The organism is Gordonia sp. SGD-V-85 (assembly GCF_001456905.1).
GTDB classification, from domain to species: domain Bacteria; phylum Actinomycetota; class Actinomycetes; order Mycobacteriales; family Mycobacteriaceae; genus Gordonia; species Gordonia hongkongensis.
On record NZ_LNQO01000004.1, the window covers coordinates 139,865 to 162,765 of the forward strand.

At 70.6% G+C, this 22,901-nt stretch carries 21 protein-coding genes; 6 read left to right on the forward strand and 15 right to left on the reverse strand.

Features of this window, described 5'->3' with window-relative positions:
- Positions 1-59 precede the first annotated feature (59 nt).
- Positions 60-599 (forward strand): hypothetical protein, encoded by a 540-nt coding sequence (locus tag AS181_RS06115; protein ID WP_231742303.1) that lies wholly within the window; start codon positions 60-62, stop codon positions 597-599.
- On the opposite strand, the gene AS181_RS06120 is transcribed toward AS181_RS06115, so the two are convergent.
- The 12 genes from AS181_RS06120 to eccCa all read right to left on the reverse strand — a co-directional run bounded on the left by AS181_RS06120 (position 547) and on the right by eccCa (position 15,546).
- Positions 547-2,016, reverse strand: a complete 1,470-nt coding sequence (locus AS181_RS06120; RefSeq protein ID WP_058250702.1) for an NAD(P)H-hydrate dehydratase — start codon at positions 2,014-2,016, stop codon at positions 547-549. The two genes, AS181_RS06115 and AS181_RS06120, sit on opposite strands and share 53 nt — an antisense overlap.
- Before the next feature lie 9 nt (positions 2,017-2,025).
- On the reverse strand, positions 2,026-3,888 hold the full coding sequence (glmS, locus tag AS181_RS06125; protein ID WP_058250703.1) for a glutamine--fructose-6-phosphate transaminase (isomerizing): 1,863 nt from the start codon (positions 3,886-3,888) through the stop codon (positions 2,026-2,028).
- A 100-nt stretch (positions 3,889-3,988) separates the two neighbouring features.
- Positions 3,989-4,978, reverse strand: coding sequence for an alpha/beta hydrolase (locus AS181_RS06130; RefSeq protein ID WP_058250704.1), 990 nt, complete (start codon positions 4,976-4,978; stop codon positions 3,989-3,991).
- 10 nt (positions 4,979-4,988) lie between these two features.
- Entirely contained in the window at positions 4,989-5,249 is a 261-nt protein-coding gene (locus AS181_RS06135; protein ID WP_058250705.1) for a hypothetical protein, read from the reverse strand.
- Positions 5,246-6,373: a hypothetical protein gene (locus AS181_RS06140; RefSeq protein WP_058250706.1), complete on the reverse strand. Its 1,128-nt coding sequence runs from the start codon at positions 6,371-6,373 to the stop codon at positions 5,246-5,248. The genes AS181_RS06135 and AS181_RS06140 overlap by 4 nt, the downstream gene beginning before the upstream one ends.
- Positions 6,370-6,750, reverse strand: coding sequence for a hypothetical protein (locus AS181_RS06145; protein ID WP_058250707.1), 381 nt, complete (start codon positions 6,748-6,750; stop codon positions 6,370-6,372). The genes AS181_RS06140 and AS181_RS06145 overlap by 4 nt, the downstream gene beginning before the upstream one ends.
- Positions 6,751-6,914: 164 nt before the next feature.
- Positions 6,915-7,619, reverse strand: a complete 705-nt coding sequence (locus AS181_RS06150) for an HAD family hydrolase (RefSeq protein WP_058250708.1) — start codon at positions 7,617-7,619, stop codon at positions 6,915-6,917.
- Complete coding sequence (gene glmM / locus AS181_RS06155; RefSeq protein WP_058250709.1) at positions 7,616-8,962, reverse strand: phosphoglucosamine mutase; 1,347 nt, start codon at positions 8,960-8,962, stop codon at positions 7,616-7,618. The genes AS181_RS06150 and glmM overlap by 4 nt, the downstream gene beginning before the upstream one ends.
- Before the next feature lie 2 nt (positions 8,963-8,964).
- Positions 8,965-9,486: a 30S ribosomal protein S9 gene (rpsI, locus tag AS181_RS06160; RefSeq protein WP_065629913.1), complete on the reverse strand. Its 522-nt coding sequence runs from the start codon at positions 9,484-9,486 to the stop codon at positions 8,965-8,967.
- The gene (gene rplM / locus AS181_RS06165) at positions 9,483-9,926 is read right to left on the reverse strand and encodes a 50S ribosomal protein L13 (RefSeq protein ID WP_058250710.1); all 444 of its coding nucleotides are present in this window, start codon (positions 9,924-9,926) and stop codon (positions 9,483-9,485) included. Before rplM ends, rpsI begins: the two co-directional genes overlap by 4 nt.
- A gap of 177 nt (positions 9,927-10,103) precedes the next feature.
- The gene (locus AS181_RS06170) at positions 10,104-11,450 is read right to left on the reverse strand and encodes a type VII secretion-associated protein (protein WP_058250711.1); all 1,347 of its coding nucleotides are present in this window, start codon (positions 11,448-11,450) and stop codon (positions 10,104-10,106) included.
- 16 nt (positions 11,451-11,466) lie between these two features.
- Positions 11,467-15,546, reverse strand: coding sequence for a type VII secretion protein EccCa (gene eccCa, locus AS181_RS06175; protein WP_058250712.1), 4,080 nt, complete (start codon positions 15,544-15,546; stop codon positions 11,467-11,469).
- 97 nt (positions 15,547-15,643) lie between these two features.
- On the opposite strand from eccCa, the gene eccD reads away from it, so the two are divergent.
- Complete coding sequence (gene eccD, locus AS181_RS06180) at positions 15,644-17,197, forward strand: type VII secretion integral membrane protein EccD (protein WP_058250713.1); 1,554 nt, start codon at positions 15,644-15,646, stop codon at positions 17,195-17,197.
- On the forward strand, positions 17,197-18,594 hold the full coding sequence (gene mycP / locus AS181_RS06185) for a type VII secretion-associated serine protease mycosin (protein WP_058250714.1): 1,398 nt from the start codon (positions 17,197-17,199) through the stop codon (positions 18,592-18,594). Before eccD ends, mycP begins: the two co-directional genes overlap by 1 nt.
- A 28-nt stretch (positions 18,595-18,622) precedes the next feature.
- On the opposite strand, the gene AS181_RS06190 is transcribed toward mycP, so the two are convergent.
- Positions 18,623-19,576: a 4-hydroxy-3-methylbut-2-enyl diphosphate reductase gene (locus AS181_RS06190; protein ID WP_058250715.1), complete on the reverse strand. Its 954-nt coding sequence runs from the start codon at positions 19,574-19,576 to the stop codon at positions 18,623-18,625.
- 52 nt (positions 19,577-19,628) lie between these two features.
- Between AS181_RS06190 and AS181_RS06195 the strand changes: the two genes are divergently transcribed.
- Genes AS181_RS06195 through AS181_RS06205 form a run of 3 tightly spaced genes read left to right on the forward strand, consistent with a single transcriptional unit; the run spans position 19,629 to position 21,846 of the window.
- Positions 19,629-20,324: a lipid droplet-associated protein gene (locus tag AS181_RS06195; protein ID WP_058250716.1), complete on the forward strand. Its 696-nt coding sequence runs from the start codon at positions 19,629-19,631 to the stop codon at positions 20,322-20,324.
- Complete coding sequence (gene xseA, locus AS181_RS06200) at positions 20,321-21,607, forward strand: exodeoxyribonuclease VII large subunit (protein ID WP_058250717.1); 1,287 nt, start codon at positions 20,321-20,323, stop codon at positions 21,605-21,607. The genes AS181_RS06195 and xseA overlap by 4 nt, the downstream gene beginning before the upstream one ends.
- Positions 21,604-21,846: an exodeoxyribonuclease VII small subunit gene (locus tag AS181_RS06205; RefSeq protein WP_058250718.1), complete on the forward strand. Its 243-nt coding sequence runs from the start codon at positions 21,604-21,606 to the stop codon at positions 21,844-21,846. Before xseA ends, AS181_RS06205 begins: the two co-directional genes overlap by 4 nt.
- Before the next feature lie 6 nt (positions 21,847-21,852).
- Here AS181_RS06205 and AS181_RS06210 read toward each other — a convergent pair whose 3' ends face one another.
- Together AS181_RS06210 and AS181_RS06215 are read right to left on the reverse strand one after the other, a co-directional pair.
- Positions 21,853-22,182, reverse strand: coding sequence for a hypothetical protein (locus AS181_RS06210; RefSeq protein WP_058250719.1), 330 nt, complete (start codon positions 22,180-22,182; stop codon positions 21,853-21,855).
- Positions 22,183-22,239: 57 nt separating this feature from the next.
- On the reverse strand, positions 22,240-22,821 hold the full coding sequence (locus AS181_RS06215) for a DUF4245 domain-containing protein (protein WP_058250887.1): 582 nt from the start codon (positions 22,819-22,821) through the stop codon (positions 22,240-22,242).
- Between the last annotated feature and the right edge of the window lie 80 nt (positions 22,822-22,901).

Here is a 22,901-nt window from a genome sequence, read left to right on the forward strand (position 1 = left end):
GTTCTGCGGAGATGGTCTGAGTAGTCACACCGATGCGCGGCGTCGGGGAGGACGGTTGAGTGGACCCCGACGCTGATCCCGAACCGCCGCATCCACCGGAAGTCACCATGTACACGAACTCGAATCCGCAGGACCCCGCCGTTCTCGCCCCGGTCCGCCTGCGCCCAGCCCACGACCTCGCCGGCTTCGTGCCCGCCGGCTTCGTGCCCGCCGGCTTCGTGCCCGTCGACCCGATCGTCCCGCCCGCGCGCCCGGGTCGGCCGGGCCTGCGCGCATCGCTCACGTCGTGGGCCGCCAACACGATCGGGTGGGTGGCGTTCGCCACGGCCGCGGTGCTCTTCCTGCTCGCCCTCGGGCACGCCATGGCGGGCGAACCCGCCGACGGGTACGGGGTCGCGGCTCTCGTCGCCTTCGGCGTCGGAGTACTCGCGACGATCGCCGCCTGCGCAGGTCTCGTCGTGTCATTCGTCCAGCGGGTCAGGCACGGCGCCTTTCGGCGCCCGGGCGTCATCGCCGACGCGATCGTGCTGTCGTCGGTCACCGCGTTCAGCGTGCTGACGGCGCTGTACCCGCTCGCGTTCGTGCTGGCGGCGTGGTGAACTCACGGATCGCCGGCCGCAGCGCCCCCAGCAGCGTCGACGCCCCGATCGGCGCGCCGCCACTCGCGAGCTGCGCCGCCCGGGCGTGGACGCGCGCCGCCGACGCACCGGCGACCAGCGGCGACCTCCCGGCGGCGAGCAGGGCCCCGGCGATCCCCGACAGGACGTCGCCGGCCCCGGCGGTCGCCGCCCACGACGACCCGGCGTCGTTGCCCAGGACGTGACCCGTCGGGTCGGCGACCAGCGTGATACGTCCCTTCAGCAGCACCGTGACGCCCCACCGTGCAGCGAGACCGGAGACGGCGGTCAGACGGTCGGCGCCCAGTTCGGTACCGGTCAAGCGGGCGAATTCGCCGGCGTGCGGGGTCAGCAGCGTCGGTGCCGTCCGCCCGTCGACGAGCCCGGGGTCGCGGGCGATCAGGGTGAGCGCGTCGGCGTCGGCCAGGACCGGCAGATCGGTGTCCAGGACAGTGCGCAGGGTCGTCGCGGCCGCATCGTCGGTACCCATGCCGGGGCCGAGGACCCACGCCTGCACGCGTCCGGCACCGGCGAGGTCGGGCGTGGCGACGACCTCCGGCCACTGCGCCACCACCTCGGCGTGGGCGGAGCCGACGAACCGGGTCATTCCGGAGGTCGCAGTCACCGCCGCGCCGGTGGCGAGGACGGCCGCACCGGGGTACCGATGCGACCCGGCGATCACCCCGACCACCCCCTGCGTGTACTTGTCGTCCCCGGGACCCGGTGTCGGCCAATCGATCTCGTCGTCGGTCAAGGTGGCGAGCGCCGAATCGGCGGGGTCGCCGAGGCCGGCGTCATCGAGGCCGATGTCGACGAGGACGACCCGCCCGCACTGTGGGGCGGCGAGCAGGTGCGCGCGGCGACGGAAGCCGAAGGTGACGGTGATGTCGGCACGGACCGCCGGATCGTGGACCTCACCGGTGTCGGCGTCGACACCCGACGGCAGATCCACCGCGACGACCGCGGTGTCCGGATCGACACCCGCGAAGACCTCGGCGGCGTTCGCCCGCAGCGGCCCCCGGCCACCGAGTCCGACCACGCCGTCGACGATCACCTCGAGGCCGTCGGGTAGCCGCTCGCCGATCCGTCCGCCGGCGGCGCGGAATGCCCGCAGCCCGGCGGCGTGGGCGCGGTCCGGGGCGAGCAGGACCGCGTCGACCCGCACGCCGCGGCGGCACAGCTCGGCACCGGCGAACAGCGCGTCGCCGCCGTTGTCCCCCGCACCGACGACCAGCCCGACCGGCCGTCCATAACATCCGCCGGTCCGGCTCAGCTCTGCCGCGATCACCCGGGCGACGCCGTGCGACGCCCGGCGCATCAGGACGCCGTCGGTGAGCAGGTTCCCCGTCGCCCGCTCGGCGGCGCGGACCTCATCGGCCGTCAGGTACCGGATCGGCATGCGGAACCGCTATTCGACGGTCACCGACTTGGCCAGGTTCCGCGGTTTGTCGACGTCGTAGCCACGGGCCTGCGCGACGCTCGCCGCGAACACCTGCAGCGGCACGGTCGAGACCAGCGGTTGCAGGAGCGTCGGCGTCTTCGGGATGGGGATGAACTCGTCGGCGACGGCACGGGCGGCCGCGTCGTCGGGCTCGGCGATGACGATCGTGCGGGCTCCGCGGGCCTGGATCTCGCGGATGTTGCTGACCATCTTCGAGTGCAGCACGGCGCGGCCGTCCGGCGAGGGCATGACCGTGATCACCGGGAGCCCGTCCTCGATCAGCGCGATCGGCCCGTGCTTGAGCTCGCCGGCCGCGAACCCCTCGGCGTGCATGTACGCGAGTTCCTTGAGTTTGAGAGCGCCCTCGAGCGCCACCGGATACCCGACATGCCGGCCGATGAACAGCACCGTGTTGTGGTGCGCCAGCGAACGCGCCAGCTCCCGGACCGGTTCCATCGTGTCCAACACCTGCGCGACCGAGTCGGTCATCGCCTCGATGGCCGCGAACTCGCGGGCGACCTCGTCGGCGTACTTCGTGCCGCGTGCCTGCGCAAGCGCGAGCCCCACGAGATAGGCGGCGACGATCTGCGCGAGGAAGCACTTCGTCGACGCGACGCCGATCTCGGGGCCCGCGTGGGTGTAGAGAACCGCGTCGGATTCCCGGGGGATCTGTGCCCCGTTGGTGTTGCAGATCGCGAGGACGCGTGCCTTCTGGTCCTTCGCGTGCCGGACCGCCTCGAGCGTGTCGGCGGTCTCACCGGACTGCGAGATGGCCACCACCAGGGTCGACCGGTCGAGAACCGGGTCGCGGTAGCGGAACTCACTGGCGAGTTCGATCTCGACCGGGAGGCGCGTCCAGTGCTCGATCGCGTACTTGGCGAGCAGCCCGGCGTGGTAGGCGGTGCCGCAGGCCACCACGAACACCTTGTCGACGTCGCGCAGATCGTCGTCGGTCAGGCGTTGCTCGTCGAGCACGATGCGACCGTTCTGCAGGTGCCCGAGGAGGGTGTCGGCGATCGCGCGCGGCTGCTCGGCGATCTCCTTGAGCATGAAGAAGTCGTAGCCGCCCTTCTCCGCGGCCGCGAGATCCCAGTCGATGTGGAACGGCTTGCCGTCCCGGGCGTTCTCGTCGAAGTCGGTGACCGTGTACGAGTCGGCGGTGATCACCACGACCTCGTCCTGGCCGAGCTCGACCGCGTCCCGGGTGTGTTCGATGAAGGCCGTGACATCCGACGCGAGGAACATCTCGCCCTGCCCGACACCCACCACGAGCGGGGTCGACCGCCGCGCGGCGACGATGGTGTCCGCGTGGTCGGCATGGGTGAACACGAGCGTGAACGCACCTTCGAGGCGACGCAGCGCCGCATACGCGCTAGCCACGAAGTCGCCGGCGGTCGGCCCGAACGCGTAGTACTTCGACACGAGGTGCACGGCGGTCTCGGTGTCGGTCTCGGACACGAACTCGATGCCGTCGTCCTCGAGTTCGGCGCGTAGCTCGGCGTAGTTCTCGATGATGCCGTTGTGGACGACGGCGAGCTTGCCGTCGTCACTGGCGTGCGGATGCGCGTTCCGATCGGTCGGCTTGCCGTGCGTGGCCCACCGCGTGTGTCCGATCCCGGTCGTGCCCGACAGCGACTCGCGCCCGACCGTGGCGATCTGCTTCTCGAGGTTCTCCAGCCGGAGTGCCTTCTTCTGGATCGCGGTGCTTCCCTCGCCGTCGAGGATTGCGACGCCCGCCGAGTCGTACCCGCGGTATTCCATCCGCCGCAACGCGTCGACGACGATGTCCAGGGCATCGCGCCGCCCCACGTATCCCACGATTCCACACATAGCTAGTCAGGGTACCTGCGGACGCGCGAGCGGCAGCGCGGCGCGTCGGGTGCCGAGCGGGGGTCACAGCAGGCCGCCGTCGGGTGCCGCGGCACGGACGTCACTCGATGGTGTCGGGCACCACCGCGTTCGGGGCCCGGGACGGCACCGGACTCGCCGCGCGGCGGCGTTTGCGTTCTTTCGCGCCGAGCAACTTGGCGATCTTGTCCTGGATCTCCGGCGGATCGTCGAGGTCCACCGCGGGCACCTTGCCGAGCTCGGTGTCGGAGTCGGCGAAGGCCTCGTACCGGCTGTCGTCGTCGAGGGTGTGCAGCAGGAATCCCGTGGTCAGGGCGCGTGCGGCGGTGTGCGTCTTCTTGTCGGCGCCGTTGCCGCCGAGGAGTGATTTGATCGATCGGTGCTCGATCAGCCCGCGGGAGGTCGCGGCCGGCGGGGTACGCAGCACCACACCGGGACGGGGATCGGCGGCCGACTCCGACCCGTACGCCTGTGCCAGCGGCAGGGCGTTGCCGTCGATGGTGTCGAGTTCGCCGATCGCCGACACGATGAGTCCCGGAGCACTCACCCGGCGGGCCGCGGGCAGGAGTTGCGCAGTCGTCGGCGCCGGGAACAGAGCGACCACCCCCCGCGCCGGCGGTTGCGGCTGACCGTGCAGCACGCCCTCCGACGCGGCCAATACCGCTGCGGCGGCACCGAAGCCGTGGCCGGCGAACCCGATCTTGCGCGGGTCGACGGTGATCTCGCCGAAGCCGAGTGGGACCCGGGTCACGATCGACAGCGCTGAACGGAGCTGGGCGGCCATCGTGTCGTCGGACGCGAGCAGGCCTCGCTGACCCGCCGGGACGGCGACGACGATGCCCCAGGACGCGAGGTGGTGGCACAGGTCGCGGTAGCGCTCGACCGACGTCATCCACCCGTGCCCGAACGCGATGGCGGGGAGTCGTTCGCCCTCGGCGGGAGTGAACACGACACCCGGGGTCCCGACGATCCCGAGGTCGCCGCGCAACACGCGATGGGGGCCGCGTCGGGCGAGCACCTTCATCAGCTTCGCGGGCGACTGCGTCGGCTTCTGCTGCTTCTTGCCTGGCACAGCAGACAGCCTATGTGTTGCGCGGCGGCAGATGGGGACTGGCGTCGGCCACGTCGGCCGGCAACATGATGCCCGGGGTGGCGTCCGCGGCGTCGGCGGCGTTCTCGAGCTCGTCCCGGAGCTGCTGCGTCTCCGACCGCACCGCGTTGCGGCGATGCTCGTCCATGGCGAGTTCGAGGTCCCGCTGTCGAGCGGAGAACACGTGTGACGCCTCCGCGACGCCGGCGGTCGCGGTGCGGGCGAGGGCCTCGATCTGGTCGGCGAGGTTCACTGGTCACCCGCCAACGCCAGATCACCCGACGATCGGTCCGGCGATGCCTCCGGTTCCGGCCCCGACCGATTCTGTTTCGACCGATTCGGTTCCGCGGCTTCGGTTTCGGCGACCGCCCCGGTTGCCGCCTCGACGGTGGCCGAGGCCGTCGGCCCTGACGCGACGGGCGCGTCGTGTCCCTCGGCGCCGCCCAGCCGGAACGGGACGTCGACGCCGTCGTCGCGGGGTGCGCGCGCCGACTCGTCGGGCTCCGACGACCGTACGGACGCCGGGGGCTCGGACGCGGCCGCACCTGACACCGACACCGGGGGCTCTGATCGTGCCGCGGCGGTCGCCGCCCCGGTTTCCGCCGGCCGGGCATCGGTGGTCGATTCGGCCATCCAGGTCTGGGGTCCCGATGCGGGCGCGGCGACGGTCTGAGCCGGTGCCGCCGCCGACGGTGATCCCGGCGACACGACCGGGACGGCGTCCGGGGGCCCGGCGTCGACCGGATAGGACTCGTCGTCGATGCCGTCGACGGACCGGTTCAGGAGGTCGAGGATTCCGGCGATCCCGCGGGTCGTCGTCTCCTGCGAGGTGCTGAACAGGGCCAGCCGGGACGAGATGTCCTCGACCGCCACCCCGATCGGCACGCGACCGGTGAGCACCGCCTGCGGCAGTTCCGCCGGCGGCACCCCGGCCGCGGTCGGTGCCGACAACCGGGCGACGGTCAGATAGAAGGTGCGCAGCAGGCGGTCGATGCCCGACGCCGCGGCCGAGGTGGCGTCGGTGAGGGTGCGCAGAATGTGCAGGTCCGATTCGGCGCGACGCTGATGGTCGATGACCGTCGTGAGGGCGACAGTCGCGGACTCGCTGTTCCAGCCGTCGTCGAGGCGGACCTGCTGTTCGGGGAGATGGTGGAGTTGTTCGGACACGGCCCGGTGCGCCGACACCAGGGCGCGACTGTCCGCGGACAAGGCCGCGATGTCGAATCCGTCGACCACGCGGAGTCCGTTGCGGAGGGTGGCATCGTCGGGGGCGGCGACCCCCATCAGACGACCGGCCGACACGAGTTCGATCAACGCCTCGACGCCACCCCGGGCGTCGGACCTGAGCACCGACAACGAGTCCACGCCTCGTCTCACCGGCCGTCCACCCCCGAAGGCGGCAGCGCTCGCGAGATCTCGTCCGCCACGCGCCGATCCCCGTCCGCCATGGTCAGCGCACTGTTGCGGAGAGTGTCCGCGAGCGCCGCAGCGGCCGTGGCCTGCACCCGTAACCGGCGCGACAGGGTCGCGCTCATCTCGGCGTACGCCGCGGCCGACGGCCCGAAGGCGACCGGGTTCCCGTCTCCTGCGATCGACTCCCGAGCCCAGGTCCCGAAGTCGTGTGCGGCCAGATCGTCGGCGACCGCCGACAACACCAGCGAGGACCTGCGGTAGTACGCCGACACCGCGGACACCTGGGCGGTGTCCATCGAGATCGGGCGCGACCCGACACCGTCCGCACCGTCGCCGTTCATGTCACCCCTCCCCGACGCGCGTCCGCCAGTTCACCGCGATCTTCCGAGCGGCCTTGCATTCTTGGACGCACGGCAGCGGCCGCCGGTTCCCGGGACTTCTCCGGACACGCAGGGAATTGTCGCGTACGGAGGGGCGAGGCGCCAGTGCGCCATCAGGCGAGCGGTCAGTCGGGCAGTTCGATGCCGTGCGAGGTCACGGCGTCGAGCAGAGCGGTGGGCCGGTCGGCGGCCGGGACGTCGTGGACCAGCGCGAACGCGCAGCCGAGGGCGCGCGCCCCGCCGTCGGCGGTCTCGCTGTCCCCGACCATCAGCACCTCGTCGGCCGGCACACCCAGCGGATCAAGCGCGGCGTGGAAGATCCGGGGGTCGGGTTTGATCGCCCCGACCTCGTAGGACAGCGCGAACGCCGAGACAAGGTCCTCGACGCCGTGCAGGGCCAGCACCTTGCGCAGGTCGAAGGCGATGTTGCTGACGATGCCGACCGGAACCCCTACCGCACCGAGCTTCTGCAGCACCGCGACGGTGTCGGCGAACGGAACCCAGGAGGCCGGGTCGAGCACCCGGTTGTAGAGAGCGTTCGCGTGGTCGACATTGCTCATCCCGACCGTGCGCAGCAACGCCAGGTAACCGGTCCGATGCAGCGCCGGGTCGAGATCGCGACGTTCCCAGGCGTCCTGGTCGGCACCGACGACGCCGTCGGGCAGACCGACGGGTGCGACCATGCGCCGGATGATGTCCGCCTGACGGTCGCGGTCGAACTCGGCACCGGTGTCGTCGCGCAGGTCGGCGAACCACTCGTCGCGCGCCTCGAAGCGGAACAGGGTGCCGGAGAAGTCGAACAGGACCGCGCGCGGAACCGAACCGGTCATGCCCCGGCCCCCTGGACGACGTCGGCCAGACGGCCGGCCACCGCCAGCGCCTGATCGGCGGTCGCGGCTTCGACCATCACGCGGACGAGCTGCTCGGTTCCCGACGGACGCAGCAGGACGCGACCGGTCTCCCCCAGCTCGGCTTCGGCGGCCACGACCGCTTCTTTCACCGATTGCGATTGCGCCACTGCGTGTTTGTCGCCCACGCGCACGTTGATGAGCTCCTGCGGCAGCACCGTCACGATGCCGGCCAGGTCGGCGAGCCGCGTCGACGTGGCGGCCATCCGCGCCATCAGCATCAGCCCGGTCAGGATGCCGTCACCCGTCGTGCCCGAACCCGGGACGACGATGTGACCGGACTGTTCCCCGCCGATCGAATAACCGCCCCGCCGCAGTTCCTCGAGGACGTACCGGTCCCCGACTCCGGTGGTGTGCACGGTGATCCCGGCCTCGCGCATGGCGATGTGCAGTCCGAGATTGCTCATGACGGTCGCGACGAGCACATCGTCGTGGAGCTTGCCCTGGTCTTTCAGGGACGTCGCCAGCACGGCCATGATGGCATCGCCGTCGACGATCTGACCCGTGGAATCGACTGCGAGACAACGGTCTGCGTCACCGTCGTGAGCGAGTCCGAGGTCGGCTCCGTGCTCGAGCACGGCCGCCTGCAACTTGTCCATGTGGGTGGACCCGCAGTCGGCGTTGATGTTGAGGCCGTCCGGCTCGGCGTGGATCGCGATCACCGTCGCCCCGGCGTCGGCGTAGGCCTGCGGAGCGAGCTCCGACGCCGCGCCGTGCGCGCAGTCGACGACCACGGTCAATCCGTCGAGGCGGGTGTCGACGGCCTGTGCGAGGTGGCGCCGGTAGCGGTCGCCGGCGTCCGGCGCAGCGACGATCCGGCCCACCGCAGCCCCGATCGGGCGGATGAACTCGCCGTCCATGGTCGCTTCGATGCGGTCCTCGACAGCGTCGTCGAGCTTGTGCCCGCCGCCGGAGAAGAACTTGATCCCGTTGTCGGGCATGGGGTTGTGCGACGCGGAGATCATCACGCCGAAGTCGGCGTGGTAGTCCGCGGTCAGGAATGCGACCGCCGGGGTCGGCACGGTGCCGACACAGATGGCGTCGACTCCGGTGGCGGCGAGCCCCGCACACACCGCGGCTTCCAGCATCTCGCCGGATGCCCGCGGATCACGACCGACGACCGCGCGCGAACGCCGGTGCGACTCGGTCGCCGAACTCTCTGCAAAAACGACCGCGGCGGCCGAGGCCAGGCGCAACGCGAGCTCGGGGGTGAGCTCGTCGTTGGCCAGGCCTCGGACGCCGTCGGTTCCGAAAAGGCGTGCCAAGATCAGCGCTTGGAGTACTGCGACGCCTTGCGGGCCTTCTTGAGGCCGTACTTCTTGCGCTCGACCGCACGCGGGTCACGGGTGAGGAAGCCGGCCTTCTTCAGGGCGGGACGATCCTCCGGGGTGACCTCGATGAGCGCACGCGCGATGGCGAGACGCAGCGCGCCGGCCTGGCCCGAGGGGCCGCCGCCGACGAGCTTGGCGTAGATGTCGAACGACTCGGTGCGCTCGACGGTGACCAGCGGGGCCTTGATCAGCTGCTGGTGCACCTTGTTGGGGAAGTAGTCCTCCAGCGAACGGCCGTTGAGGGTGAACTCACCGGAACCCGGCGCCAGGCGAACGCGGACGACGGCCTCCTTGCGGCGGCCGACGGTCTGGATCGGACGGTCGATGACGACCGGCTCGCGGACCTCTTCGACGACAGCGGCGTCGTAGTCGTCAGCGGCGACCTCGACGGCCTCCACGACCTCGACGGCAGCCTCGTCGACGGCCTCGACGGCGTCGTTGATGTTCTCGTTGCTCACTGGGCCACCTGCTTGATCTCGAAGGGGACGGGGCGCTGGGCCGCGTGCGGATGGTTCGGGCCGGCGTAGACCTTCAGCTTCGAGGCCATGGCGCGGCCGAGCTTGGTCGACGGCAGCATGCCCTTGACGGCCTTCTCGATGACCCGCTCGGGGTAGGTCGCGAGCAGCTCGGTGGTGGTGCGGGACTTCAGGCCACCGGGGTGCCCCGAGTGGGTGTAGTTCAGCTTGCGATCAGCCTTGTTGCTGGTCAGCGCGACCTTTTCCGCGTTGATGATGACGACGAAGTCGCCGCCGTCCATGTGCGGGGCGTAGGTCGGCTTGTGCTTGCCGCGAAGCAGGTTCGCGACCTGCACGGCCAGCCGGCCGAGCACCACGTTCTCGGCGTCGATGACATGCCACGTACGCGTGATGTCACCGGCCTTCGGGGTGTAGGTAGGCACAGTTGTCCTCAACTCTTGTCGAATGGATGCTGGTCGGGTGCACGGCAGAGATTGTTCCCGGCGACCAGTGGGGACCCGGGCCTCCGCTGACCTGGACACACAGCTGTGCGCCAGGCGCCGAGCACCAGCGACCCAGGCTACGCGACCGCGCTGGTCAGGGTCAAAACGGACTCGGCCTCACGACGACGGCGACACCCGAACCGACCGCACCGCCGCCGCGCACTCGTCGTCGGCGGATTCGGCCGCGGTACCCGCCTGACAGCCGATCGAGACCTGCAGACCATCGTCGACCACGACGTACCAGCGGATCGCGCCGCCCGAGGCCGGTGACTCGCGGTAGCCGATCACGTCCCGCCCGCCGAACCGGGTGGCGGCGGAGAACTCGGTGACGACGTCGTCGCCGCGCTGCTCGATCCGGTTGCGCAGGCTCCCCGCGACCGATTCCCGGGTGGAGCCGGCGCGCACCTCGGTGAGGACGGCGATGATGCGCCGGCCGTCGTCGGGATCGACGAACACCGCGCGAGTGGTCGAGGGGTCGTCGGCCGAACCGCTCGGGGTCCGCTGTTCGGACTGCCGCCAGTCGCCGGGCACCGCCAGCGTCGCACGCCCGAGGCCGACCTCCGTCGACGCCGCGTCCGGTGCGGTGCCGCGCTGCCAGAGTCCCACCCCGATCGCACCGCTCACGACCAGGATCGCCATCACCGCCGCGGCGAGCAGCGTCCCCGACCGGCGCCGGGTGGCGCCGACCGGGAGCGAGGGTCCGGGATCGGCGCCCGGGGCCATCGTGTCCTCGTCCGCACCGCCGGTGCGGTGGCCGAGCCGGACCACGAGCTCGCGGTCGACGGCGACCACGCGTCCCGCGACCGCGTGCCCGGCGATGACGCCGATCGCCGCGGACACCTCGTCCGGGCGGTCCCCGTCGACGAACACCGCCTCGACCGAGTCGTCGATGACGTCGAGGCCGTCCGCGTTCGACGAGGAGCGCGGCGCACGGTCGGCACCGGGACGAATGAGCCCGGAGCGCTCGATCACCCAGCCGTCCGGACCGCGCCCGACGATCTGCACGTCCCACCACGCCGGTCGCGGGTGGCCGGGATCGGCGGGCGGGCGCGGGAGATGTGTGGTCTCGACGACGGCGCACCGCCGCACGGTGAGATCGGCGTGACTGCGCGCGACGAGCACCGCCCGCGGTAGGAGTGCCACCGGCGCGCGGCCGTCGCCGAGGTCGGCGAGCGTCGATGCCCGACGGGGTCCCCAGGTGCTCGGGTGCCCGACGACGAGGGGTCGGCCCGCGGGCAAGTCGAGGCCGGCGAAGACCCGTCGCCACACCTGGCGCAGGTGTTCGCGCCGACCGTCGGCCACGACACTCATCTGGTCCACCGACTCGAGCAGCGGCCGCACATCGCGATCCACCCGGCGCAGCCCGCGCTCCGGGTCATGGACCAGCGGCGTCCCGAACGCGAGATCGACCACCGTCGGACGGTTCCCGTCGCCGATCGGTTGCACCTCGCCCGGCTGTGTCATCCGGCCCGACCCACCCCTAGTCGCCGATCGGGAGATGGGCGACCTGGATCATCTCCTGCGGCCGGACGCGCGACACCAGTTCGCCGCGGCCGGGCACCAGCGTCTGCAGCCTCGACCGGCCGGTGATGAATCCCTCGTCCCGGTCGCCGCTCATCAGCAGGATGTCCGACGACAGGTCCTTGAGGCGCGCGATCAGCGGATCGAACATCGCCCGACCGAGGCCGCCGGAACGTCGGGCGAGCACGATGTGCAGCCCGATGTCGCGCGCATGGGAGGCCAGTTCGACGATCGGCAGCATCGGATTGCCGGTCGAGGTGACGACCATGTCGTAGTCGTCGACCACCACGTACACCTCGGGCTGGCCCTCGAGCCAGGTGCGGTCCCGCAGTTGCTGGACCGTCACGTCCTCAGGCGGCATCCGGTTCTTCAGATACGCCGCCAGCTCCGTCATCATCGACGCCGCGCGGTCGGGCGAACTCGCGTAGCCGGCAAGATGATCGCCGTCGATGATCCCCAGCATCGTGCGGCGGTAGTCGACGAAGACGATGCGCACCTGCTCGGGTGTGGCACCCGCGACCAGCCCGGTGACGATCGTCCGCAGCAGGTTGGTCTTGCCGTGTTCGACGTCGGCGAACGCCATGAAATGCGGTTGGGCGGTGAAATCGAGGACCACCGGGGCGAGTTCGAGCTCACCGACACCGATCGCCACCTGATTGGGTGCCAGCGTCAGCCCGGCGGCGGCAACCGCGCGCTGCACCGATGCGTAGTCGATCTCGGTGCTCAGCTTGCGCACGGCCATCGCCGAGCGGCCCGGATAGGCGGCGGTGAGCTTCTCGACCGACTGGGCGACGCCCGCGGGCAACGACTCGGCACTGCTGACCGAATCGAGCCGGGGCAGCGCGATCAGCATGTGCAGCTCCTGCCCGGTCAGGCCGCGGCCGGGTCGGTTCTGCGGGACCAGCGCGGCGGCGCGACGACCCATGTCGGAATCCATCGGGTCGCCCAGCCGCAGCTCGATCCGGGTACCCATGAGATCGCGGACCGCCGGGCGCACCTCGGCCCATCGGGACGCGGTGACCATGACGTGGACGCCATAGCTCAACCCCTGGGCCACGATCGCGGTGATCTGTTCCTCGAGCGATTCCAGTTCGGTACGCAGCACGTTCATGCCGTCGAGGACGAGGAACACGTCGCCGAACCGGTCCTGCGCGAGCGGGTCCGACGCCGGCGAGGTGACGCCGGACCGGAACCACGCTTCCCGGCGGGACCGGTAGTCGCGCATCGCCTCGATGCCCAGCCGGGTGAACAGCAGTTCGCGCGAGCGGACCACGGCCGCCACCTCGGCGACCGTACGGCGGACCGCGTCCATGTCGCCGCGCGAGGCGACCGAGCCGACATGCGGGAGCCCGGCGAGACCGGCCAGACTGCCGCCGCCGAAGTCCAGACAGTAGAACTGCACCTGTTCGGGCGTGTGGGACGCGGCGGCCGACATGATGATCGTGCGCAGCGTCGTCGACTTGCCCGACTGCGGACCGCCGACCACCGCCACGTTGCCCGCGGCCCCCGCGAGGTCGATGACGAGCGGGTCGCGTCGCTGGTCGTAGGGCCGGTCGACGACGCCGATCGGAACGCTGAGACTCCCCGGCACCGCCGGGTGGGACCAGTCCCGCTCGCCGAGAAGATGTTCCACGGTGGGCGAGTCGTCCAGTGGCGGCAGCCACACGCGGTGGGCCGGCGGGCCCGCGTGTTCCATGCGTTCGACGATGGTCTCCATGAGCGTGGGCACCTGCGCCGAGACCGGCTCGAACTCGGTGGGCGCCTCGGGTGCCGGCGGTTCCTCGTCGAGCAGGCTCTCGGCCTGGTCGAGCAGCGAACGCGACGCGCCCTCGTCCAGCGGCACCGGAAGTGCGGTGAAGACCTTGAGGTTTCCGCGACGCGATGACGCCGTGGTCGTCGGATCGACCGACTCGGTGACCGTCGGCGAGTAGTAGGCCCCCGACACGTAGGAGGTGTTGAACCTGATCGGGTCCGCCGAATCGCACTTGAGGTACGCCGAACCCGGGACGCTCGGCAGGTGATAGGCGTCGGGAACACCGAGAACCGAGCGGGACTCGTTGGCGGAGAACGTCTTCAGGCCGATCCGATACGACAGGTGCGAGTCCAGGCCCCGGAGTTTGCCTTCTTCCAGCCGCTGCGAGGCGAGCAGCAGATGGATGTGCAGCGAGCGACCCAGACGACCGATGGCGACGAACAGTTCGGCGAAATCGGGCTTCTGCGAGAGCAGTTCGGAGAACTCGTCGACGACGATGAACAGTGCCGGCAGCGGATCGAGGCGCACCCCCGAGGCGCGGGCGCGCTCGTAGTCGGCGACGTTCGCGTAGTTGCCCGCCGCCCGCAACACCTCCTGGCGCCGGTTCATCTCGCCCGAGAGCGCGTCCTTCATCCGGTCGACCATCGAGAGTTCCTGCTCGAGGTTCGTGATGATCGCGGCGACGTGCGGCGCGGATTCCAGGCCCAGGAACGTCGCGCCGCCCTTGAAGTCGACGAGCACGAGATTCAGCTCCGACGGCGAATGAGTCGCCAGCATCGCCAGGACCAGCGTGCGCAGGAACTCCGACTTCCCCGATCCGGTGGCGCCGATGCACAGCCCGTGCGGACCCATGCCGCCGTGTGCGCTCTCCTTGATGTCGATCTCCACGGGCGCGCCGGTCGGCGTGTAACCGATCGGCACGCGCAGGCGCTCCCGGCCGGTACGACCACGCCAGGCCGTCGCCGGATCGAAGCGTGCTGCGTCGTCGATGCCCAGCAGCGCGGGCAGGCCGGGGTCGGCCGAGGTCGCTTCGGACTCGAGGTGGGCCAGCGTCGCCGCGGTGGCCAGCCGGTAGCGCGCCATGCGCCGGGCGATCGCCTCCGCCTCGGGAATCGTCAGCGAGTCCATGTCGGCGAACTCCTCGACGCCGGCGGCACTGCGCGCGGAGACCTTGCCCCCGCGCACGACGAGTTGCAGCCCGCGCCGCACCGCGAGACCGTCCGGCGGCGCGGTCAGGTCGAGGATCGTGACGCCTTCCATGCCGGCGTCGTTGATGATCCGCTCGTCGCCGGCGACGTAACCGTCGTCGATGATCACCACGAGGTGTGCGCGGTTGGCGTTCGGCGGCGCCGACCGGCTGAACCGGCCGCGCTCGAGGAGGTCCGCGGCCATCGAGTTCTCGAGGTCCGCCAGCGTCGGATAGATCATCCGCATCGCCCCGACGCCGTCGCGCAGCGTCGGATGTCCCACGTGCGGAAGCCATTTCGCCCAGTCCCAGGCCTCCCCCGCCGGATCACCGGTCACGATGCCGATGTGCAGATGATCGGGACCGTGGAACGCACACAGCTCCACGACCATCGACCGGATGAGTTCGCGGGTCTCCTGCCGCGCACCCTCGATGTTGATGGCGGGGAAGCCGCGCAGCGAGATCGAGGTGGGCAGGCGGTACACCGCGGAGTGCGTGCGCACGAACCGGCGCAGGGCCACCATCGACACCGGCTCGATGTCCTCGAGGGGCCCGGTCTCCGGCGGCATGAGCCGCGTGGCGAGTCGCTGGACACCCACCCCGACGCGCACATGGGCGAAGTCGGCGTCGCTGGGGCGGCGTTCCCACATGCGCCTGCTGCCGATCACGTCGAGCAGCGCACGCGGGTCCGGGTGGCTCCAGGTGCGTGCCGCGCGCTGGTTGTCGACGGTCTCGAAGACCTGGCCGCGCAGCTGGCCGAGATAGCGGAAGTAGTCCTTGCGTTCCTCGTTGAGTTCTCCGGCGCGTTTGCCCCCGCCACGGCCGCCGGCGGCGAACATGCCGAACATCGACATCAGCATCATCAGCGGGAACATCATGAACAGCGGGTTGGTCAGGATGTTGCGCCCACCGGTGACGACCATCAGTGCCACCATGCCGACGACGGCGACGACCATCACCACCGGCAGCAGTTTCATCAGGAGGCCGCCGGGCACCACCCGCGGCACATCCGGCGGCGCCTGGATGTTGACCTCGCCTCCGGGCGTGCGTGGGGGCGTGATGCGCGGGCGACGCACAAAGCCCTCCGTCGTCGTGACCACACGTCCCCCCTGACATGTCGCGCTGTGTATCCCCGGGCGGTCGAACCCGCCGCGGTTGGCTATGTTAGCTGCTGAATCTAGGGGGAGGATTGACCTGATGTCGTCTGTGGACGGATTCGCACCGGGGTACCCGGCCACCGCTGCCGACGCGGACACCGGGGATCGCCGGCGGGGTGAGGGGGCCGTCGAGCCGCAACTCGTACGGGTGTCCGTACTGGGCGGCAACACCCAGCTCGACGTCGGACTGCCGGCCGGCATCCCCATCGCCGGACTCATCGGTGACCTTGTCGCCCAGATCGAATCGCGCAATCCCTCGAGGTCGGACCCCGACGACCCGGATGCCGACGCCCGCAATCCCGGCCGACCGCACGACCGGCAGAACAAGTGGACGCTCGCGCTCGTCGGACAGGACCCACTGCCCCTGCACCGGTCGCTGTCGGAGTCGGGTATCCGTGACGGCGACCTGCTGCTGTTGACCTCCACGCGAACCGGGGAGTCCCCGGTGCTGTTCGACGATGTGGTCGACGCTGTCGCCCGATTGAACGAATCGCAGTTCGTCGACTGGACCGCGGCGTCCGCCCGGAAGGTCGGTTACGCACTGGCACTCGTCGCCGCGATCGCGGCGGCGGCGTCCCTGGCCGCGGTCCGCTCCGGCACCGGCGCCCTGTGGTTCGCCGGGTTGTCCGGGCTGGCGGTCGTCGGATTCGTCACCGCCTCGACGATCGTGTCCCGCTACTACCGCGACGAGCAGAGTTCGACGGTGCTGTCCCTGTGTGCCGCACCGATGGCCTTCGTGACCGGGATGATCGTGACGCCCGGGTCATACGGCGCCGCACACCTCACCCTGGGCTTCGCGTTCGCACTCGTCGCCGCGGTCGTCAGTTATCGCATGACCGCGGCCGGGGCGACCGCACACAGCGCCGTGACCAGCGCGGCGCTGCTCGGCGCCACCGGTTGTGGGGCGCGACTCCTCATCGATGCGCCGGTGGCCGATGTCGCCGCCGTCATCGCCGCGGTCGGTCTGCTGTGCATCGGTCTGGCTCCCCGCACGACGATCCTGCTCGCGAAACTGCCGCTGCCCCCGGTGCCGACCGCGGGTGCCGCCATCGACGTCAAGGACATCGAACCGCGACCGGCCATCGAGGGCATCGGGGCGATCGGCGCGACCGCCCTTCCCAAAGCCGATGCGCTGGAACGTCGTTCCTACCTCGCCAACGCGTACCTGACCGGCATCGTCGGCGGGCTCACGATCGTCACCGCCATCGCGGCCGTGCTCACCGCCGCCCCGCTCGCCGGGTTCGAATGGCGCAACGCCGTCTACGCCGCGATCATCGGCGTCGTGCTGTGTCTGCGGGGCCGCTCCCACAGCGACCTGTTCCAGGCGGGAATCCTCGTCATCGGCGGATCGCTCGTGGTGATCACCCTGATCACCGGTCTCGCGTTCGGCGACGACCAGTGGCCGGTGATCGGTTTCGCCCTCGGCATCCTCGTGGTGATCGGCGCCCTCGTCTTCGGGGTCGTCGCACCGAACCAGGACTTCTCACCCGTGATGCGTCGGTGGGCCGAGATCGGCGAGTACATCCTCGTCGCCCTGATCGTGCCCCTGCTGTTGTGGCTGCTCGACCTGTACCGAATGGTCCGCGAGATCTGATGCGCGACAACCGTGTCCGTGGTGCCGGAGTATTCGCGACGACCCTCGTCGCGGCACTCGTCGGGGCCTCGGCGACGCCCGCTGCGGCGGTGACCCCGCCTCGGATCGATCCCGGCGCCCTCGTCCGGTCGGCCCCGGTCGCCCCGCTCGAACCGACCGAGCAGCGGCACCTGTGCAACATCCCGGAACTGACGCGCACCGTGACGAAACCGACCGCGGCGCAGGCGATGATGAATCTCCCGGAGGCGTGGCGGTTCAGTCGCGGACAGGGTCAGCGGGTGGCCGTCATCGACACCGGGGTGACGCCCCATCCGCGGCTCGGTCGCGTCGTCGCCGGTGGCGATTACGTCTCGGGCGGCAACGGACTCGACGACTGCGACGCCCACGGCACCCTGGTCGCCGGGATCATCGCCGCCCGGCCCAGCACCGCCGACGCGTTCGCCGGCGTCGCGCCCGCGGCATCGATCATCGCGATCCGCCAGTCCAGCAGCGCTTTCCAGAAGAAGAACGACCGCGCCCGGGACGACGCCGCGCCGGTGGTCGGCTCGGGTTACGGGTCCGTCCGGACGCTGGCGCACGCCATCGTGCGCGCGGTCGATCTCCGCGCCACCGTCATCAACATCTCCGAGGTGGCGTGCGCGTCGGCGGCGGATTCGGTCGACGACCGGGCGCTCGGTGCGGCCATCCGGCACGCCTACGACCGGAACGTCGTGGTCGTCGTGGCAGCCGGCAACCTGACGCGCGACGGCGCCTGCCAGAACCAGAATCCGGCTCCCGCCGCCGACGACCCCGACGGATGGCGGTCGGTCGCGACCGTCGCCAGTCCCGCCTGGTACTCGCCGTACGTGCTGACGGTCGGCTCGGTGGACGCCGACACCGGCTCGCCGAGCGACTTCAGCCTGCACGGCCCGTGGGTGAGCGTCGCGGCGCCGGGCACCGACATCGTGAGCCTGAACAGCAAGCGCGGTTCGAACCGGCTGGCGTCGGCCCAGCAGAGCGACGGCGGGCCGGTGCCCTTGATCGGCACGAGTTTCGCCGCGCCGTACGTCGCGGGCACCGCCGCGCTGATCCGGGCCCGCTTCCCGGATCTGACCGCGCGCGAGGTGATGGACCGCATCATCGCCACCGCCCACTCCCCGGGAACCGGGCGCGATCAGCGGATCGGACACGGTGTCATCGATCCGGTCGCCGCCCTGACCGCCGAAGTGCCGGCCGATCAGCAGCAGGACCGGGCCTCGGCGCCCATCGCCGCACCTCCCGTGGCGCAGCCACCGGACGATTCCGCGCGCAACGTCGCGATCATCGGCAGCGCCGTCGCGGCGATCGTCATCGCCGCCGTCCTCGCGATCGCACTACCCCACCGACGGGTGCGCAAGCTCGACCCGGACGAGTTCTGATCTGTCGACGCCGGATCGTGGCCCGAGGTCAGCTGGACGAACGTGCGGGGCGCAGCTCGCGCGGGAGCGCGAAGGTCAGCGTCTCGTTGGCCGTGTTGACCGTCTCGACCGTGCCGTAGCCGCGTTCGGCCAGGTAGTCGAGAACCCCGCGGACCAGCACCTCGGGCACCGACGCGCCAGAGGTGACCCCGACCGTCGTCACACCGTCGAGCCACGAGTCGTCGATCTCACGGGCGTAATCGACCAGGTGGCCTGCCTTCGCGCCGGCCTGCAGGGCCACCTCGACGAGGCGCACCGAGTTCGAGGAGTTCTGCGATCCGACGACGATCACCAGGTCGCATTCGGGAGCCATCGCCTTGACCGCCACCTGCCGGTTCTGGGTGGCGTAGCAGATGTCGTCGCTGGGCGGGTCGTTGAGCAGCGGGAACTTCTCGCGGAGTCGACGGACCGTCTCCATGGTCTCGTCGACGGACAGGGTGGTCTGCGACAACCAGACCAGCTTCGACTCGTCACGGACCTCGACCGCGTCCACGCTGTCGGGACCGTCGACGAGCTGGATGTGCTGTGGGGCCTCGCCGGCGGTGCCCTCGACCTCTTCGTGGCCCTCATGGCCGATCAGGAGGATGTCGTAGTCGTCGCGCGCGAACCGCTTCGCCTCCTGGTGAACCTTCGTGACCAGCGGACACGTGGCGTCGATGGTGCGCAGGTTGCGCTCGGCGGCGGTCTGGTGCACCAGCGGGGACACCCCGTGCGCGGAGAACACGACCAACGCACCCTCGGGCACCTCGTCGGTCTCGCCGACGAAGATCGCCCCGCGCTCGGCCAGGGTCTCCACGACGTGCCGGTTGTGCACGATCTCCTTGCGCACGTAGACGGGAGCGCCGTGCTTGTCGAGGGCACGCTCGACCGTCTCCACCGCACGGTCGACACCAGCGCAGTAGCCGCGGGGTTCGGCGAGCAGGACACGCTTCGTCTCAGACATGCTTCCCAGGGTACGGGTTACGCGGCGTTGCCCGTGATGGCAGAGTGTTGGCATGGATCGCGCACCGTACCCCGCCCGGATAGCCGCAGGTCTGATCGTCACCGCCCTCGAGGAGACACGCAAACTCCCGGCGCTGCTCATCACGTTGCCGATGACCGCCATCAGCCAGACCCTCCAGGCCGGTATGCGAGCGCAACAGAACATCGCCGAACTGGCCATCAAAGGCGACGCCGCCCTGGAGATGCTCTTCGACCGGCCCGACGAACAGCCCGAGTGGGCACGTTTCGACGAGGACGACGCAGCGGGTCCCGACCCGGTCGCGCCCGCGGCGATCACCGACACGTCTGTGCAGGACGAGAAGCCGAAGGCCGCCGCGACGACCCCGTCGCCCACGACCATCGACGAGGAGATCGAGGAGGCGGCCGCCGACGCCGATCTCGCCGCACCGCCGCGCGCCGATGCCGGGCGGTTCGCGCTGTACAGCTCGACACCCGACGAGGTCGTCGCGGCCGAGGTGCCGGGCACCGAGGCGGTGGGTTCCGCCGACGGCTCGGGGCCCGAGATCGTCGAGCTCATCGACTACGACACCCTCACCCTCGCGCAACTCCGGGCCCGCCTGCGGTCGGTCGCCGTCGAGGACCTGATCGCACTCGTCGACTATGAGAAATCCCGCCGCGACCGCGCGCCGTTCGTGACGATGCTCGAGAACCGGATCGCCGCGCAGAACAAGCGCTCCACCGAAGCGTGACCGGGGCCGACACGAGCGACACACCGCGACGTTCCTCGTCACCGAACTCGGCCGAGCATCCCTGGCCGGTCCGGACGGTGAACACCAAGATCGCCGACTGGATCCATCGGCTCGGACAGATCTGGGTCGAGGGACAGGTCACCCAGATCAGCCGGCGGCCGGGGACCCGCACCGCGTTCCTCACCCTGCGCGATCCCGCTGCCGACATCTCGATCTCGGTGACGTGCAGCCCCGACCTGCTGGCACGCACCGAGGTCCCGCTGACGGACGGCAGCTCCGTGGTGGTCCTGGGCCGGCCGAGTTACTACACCGGGCGCGGCACGGTGTCGCTGCGGGTCAGCGAGATCCGGGCCGTGGGCATCGGCGAGCTGTTGCTGCGCATCGAACGGCTGCGGCAGCTCATGGCCGCCGAGGGCCTCTTCGATTCACGGCTCAAACGGCCGCTGCCGTTCCTGCCGCGCGCCGTCGGCCTGATCAGTGGCCGCGCGAGCGCAGCGCAGCACGACGTCGTGAGCGTCGCGACCGCTCGATGGTCGAACGTGCGCTTCGACATCCGCGAGGCCCCCGTGCAGGGGCCGACGGCGGTCGCCCGCATCCTGACCCACCTCGCCGATCTCGATGCCCACCCCGATGTCGAGGTCATCATCATCGCGCGCGGCGGGGGCAGCGTCGAAGACCTGCTCCCGTTCTCCGACGAGGCGTTGCTGCGCGCGGTGTCGCGGTGCCGGACCCCGGTCGTCAGCGCGATCGGGCACGAACCGGACAATCCACTGCTCGATCTCGTCGCGGATCTGCGCGCCGCCACTCCGACGGATGCGGCGAAGCGGGTCGTTCCCGACGTCGAGGCCGAACTCGCGGGCATCGCGGATCTGCGGCGACGCAGCGCGCAGGCCCTGCGCAACTGGGTGCGCCGCGAGTCCGGCGTCGTCGCCGCGTTGCGGGCGCGGCCGGTGCTCGCCCGTCCCGGGGTGCTCGTGGACTCCGAAGCCGGGCAGGTGGCTGAGCTGGTCCGCGCCCTGCGCCGAGATGTGTTGCGCCACATCGACTCCGAGGAACGACGTACCGACCATCTCGGTGCGCGCCTGTCAACACTCGGTCCCGCGCAGACCCTGGCCCGCGGCTACGCGGTGGTACAGCGCACCGACACCGACCCACCCCATGTGGTCGGCACGCTCGCGGACCTGCCGCCGGGTGCACCCCTGCGCATCCGGGTCGCCGACGGCGCCGCAACCGCCCGGGTCGACGAACCCACGACCATGCCGGAACACGGAGGAAATGCGTGAGCACCGACGAATCATCCACTCCGATCGAGGAACTCGGATACGAGGAAGCACGCGACGAACTCGCCGAGATCGTCACCGCCCTCGAGCACGGCGGACTCGACCTCGACGCCTCGCTGGCGCTCTGGGAGCGTGGCGAGGCCCTCGCGACCCGCTGCGAGGAGCACCTGCGCGGTGCCCGCGAGCGCATCGAGGCGGTCATCAGCACCGGCTCCGATCCCGACGACCCCGAGGACGACTGAGACCGATCAGTCGAACCGGGTGAGCGCCTCGCGGTCGAGAACACTGATGCGCGTGTGCTCGGCGGTCGGTCGCGCACCGGCCCGCGCGAGGACCGGCCGACGATCCTCCCCACCCCTCGATGAGGAGGAAAGCGGCCGCCCCACAGCGGAATCCGGAGGCGGCCCGACGATGTACGGAAGACCGGATGCAGTCGCGGCCCCGGATCGCGGGTCGGTCGGCGCATCGATGGCGCCCGCCTGTTGCACCGGAACGGTCACCACGAGCAGCACGAGGACCGCGACGAGCACGAGCCTGGCCCACACGAGGTGCAAGCCGAACCCCGATCCCCCATCCATGAGCGCCTCCTGCCGAAGACGCTAGGAACCGCGGGCCGGGTTCTCACGAGTAGTGCGCTACCCCAATTGCAGCGGCTGCTGGGCGACGACCGACGACGCGATCGTCTCGATGTCGGCGTCGCTGCCGCGTGACAGGACCGCGATGCGTACCTTGCCCAGGTCCGTGATCCAGAACCGCTTGCCCGCCGACGTCTCGTAGGTCACCCACTGCCGCCCGCCCGCCTGGCGCGTACCGGTACCGGAGATGTCGGCGAAATCACCCCCGCTGCCGCCGCCGAGGTAGGGGACGAACACGTCCTCGGGCGCATCGGACTGACTGAGCTGGACGTAGGCGCCGTCGCTGCTGAGCCATCCCACCGTGCTGACCCGGTGCCCCTCGATCGCGTCCGACGAACCGGAGTTGGGCCGCCAGCCCTCCGGCGTAGGCGGGCGGCGGATCGGGAACGGGAGCTGGGCGGCGTCGGCGTTCAATGCGCTGACCACGTCGAACGGCGGCAGCTTGCTGTCGGCCACGTCCTTGGAGGCCCCGATCGAGCAGTTCCCCGACGCGATCGCCACCAGCGCACACAGCGCGAGCAACGGGACCAACGACCAGAACATGTCCTTGCCGTTGTTCAGAATGCGGGGTTTGTCAGCCATGGCGCCGAGTATCCCACCAGCAGGGTCACTGACCGAATGCCCGGTGTGACATGCAAGGATGGTGGTCGAGACCACCGCCA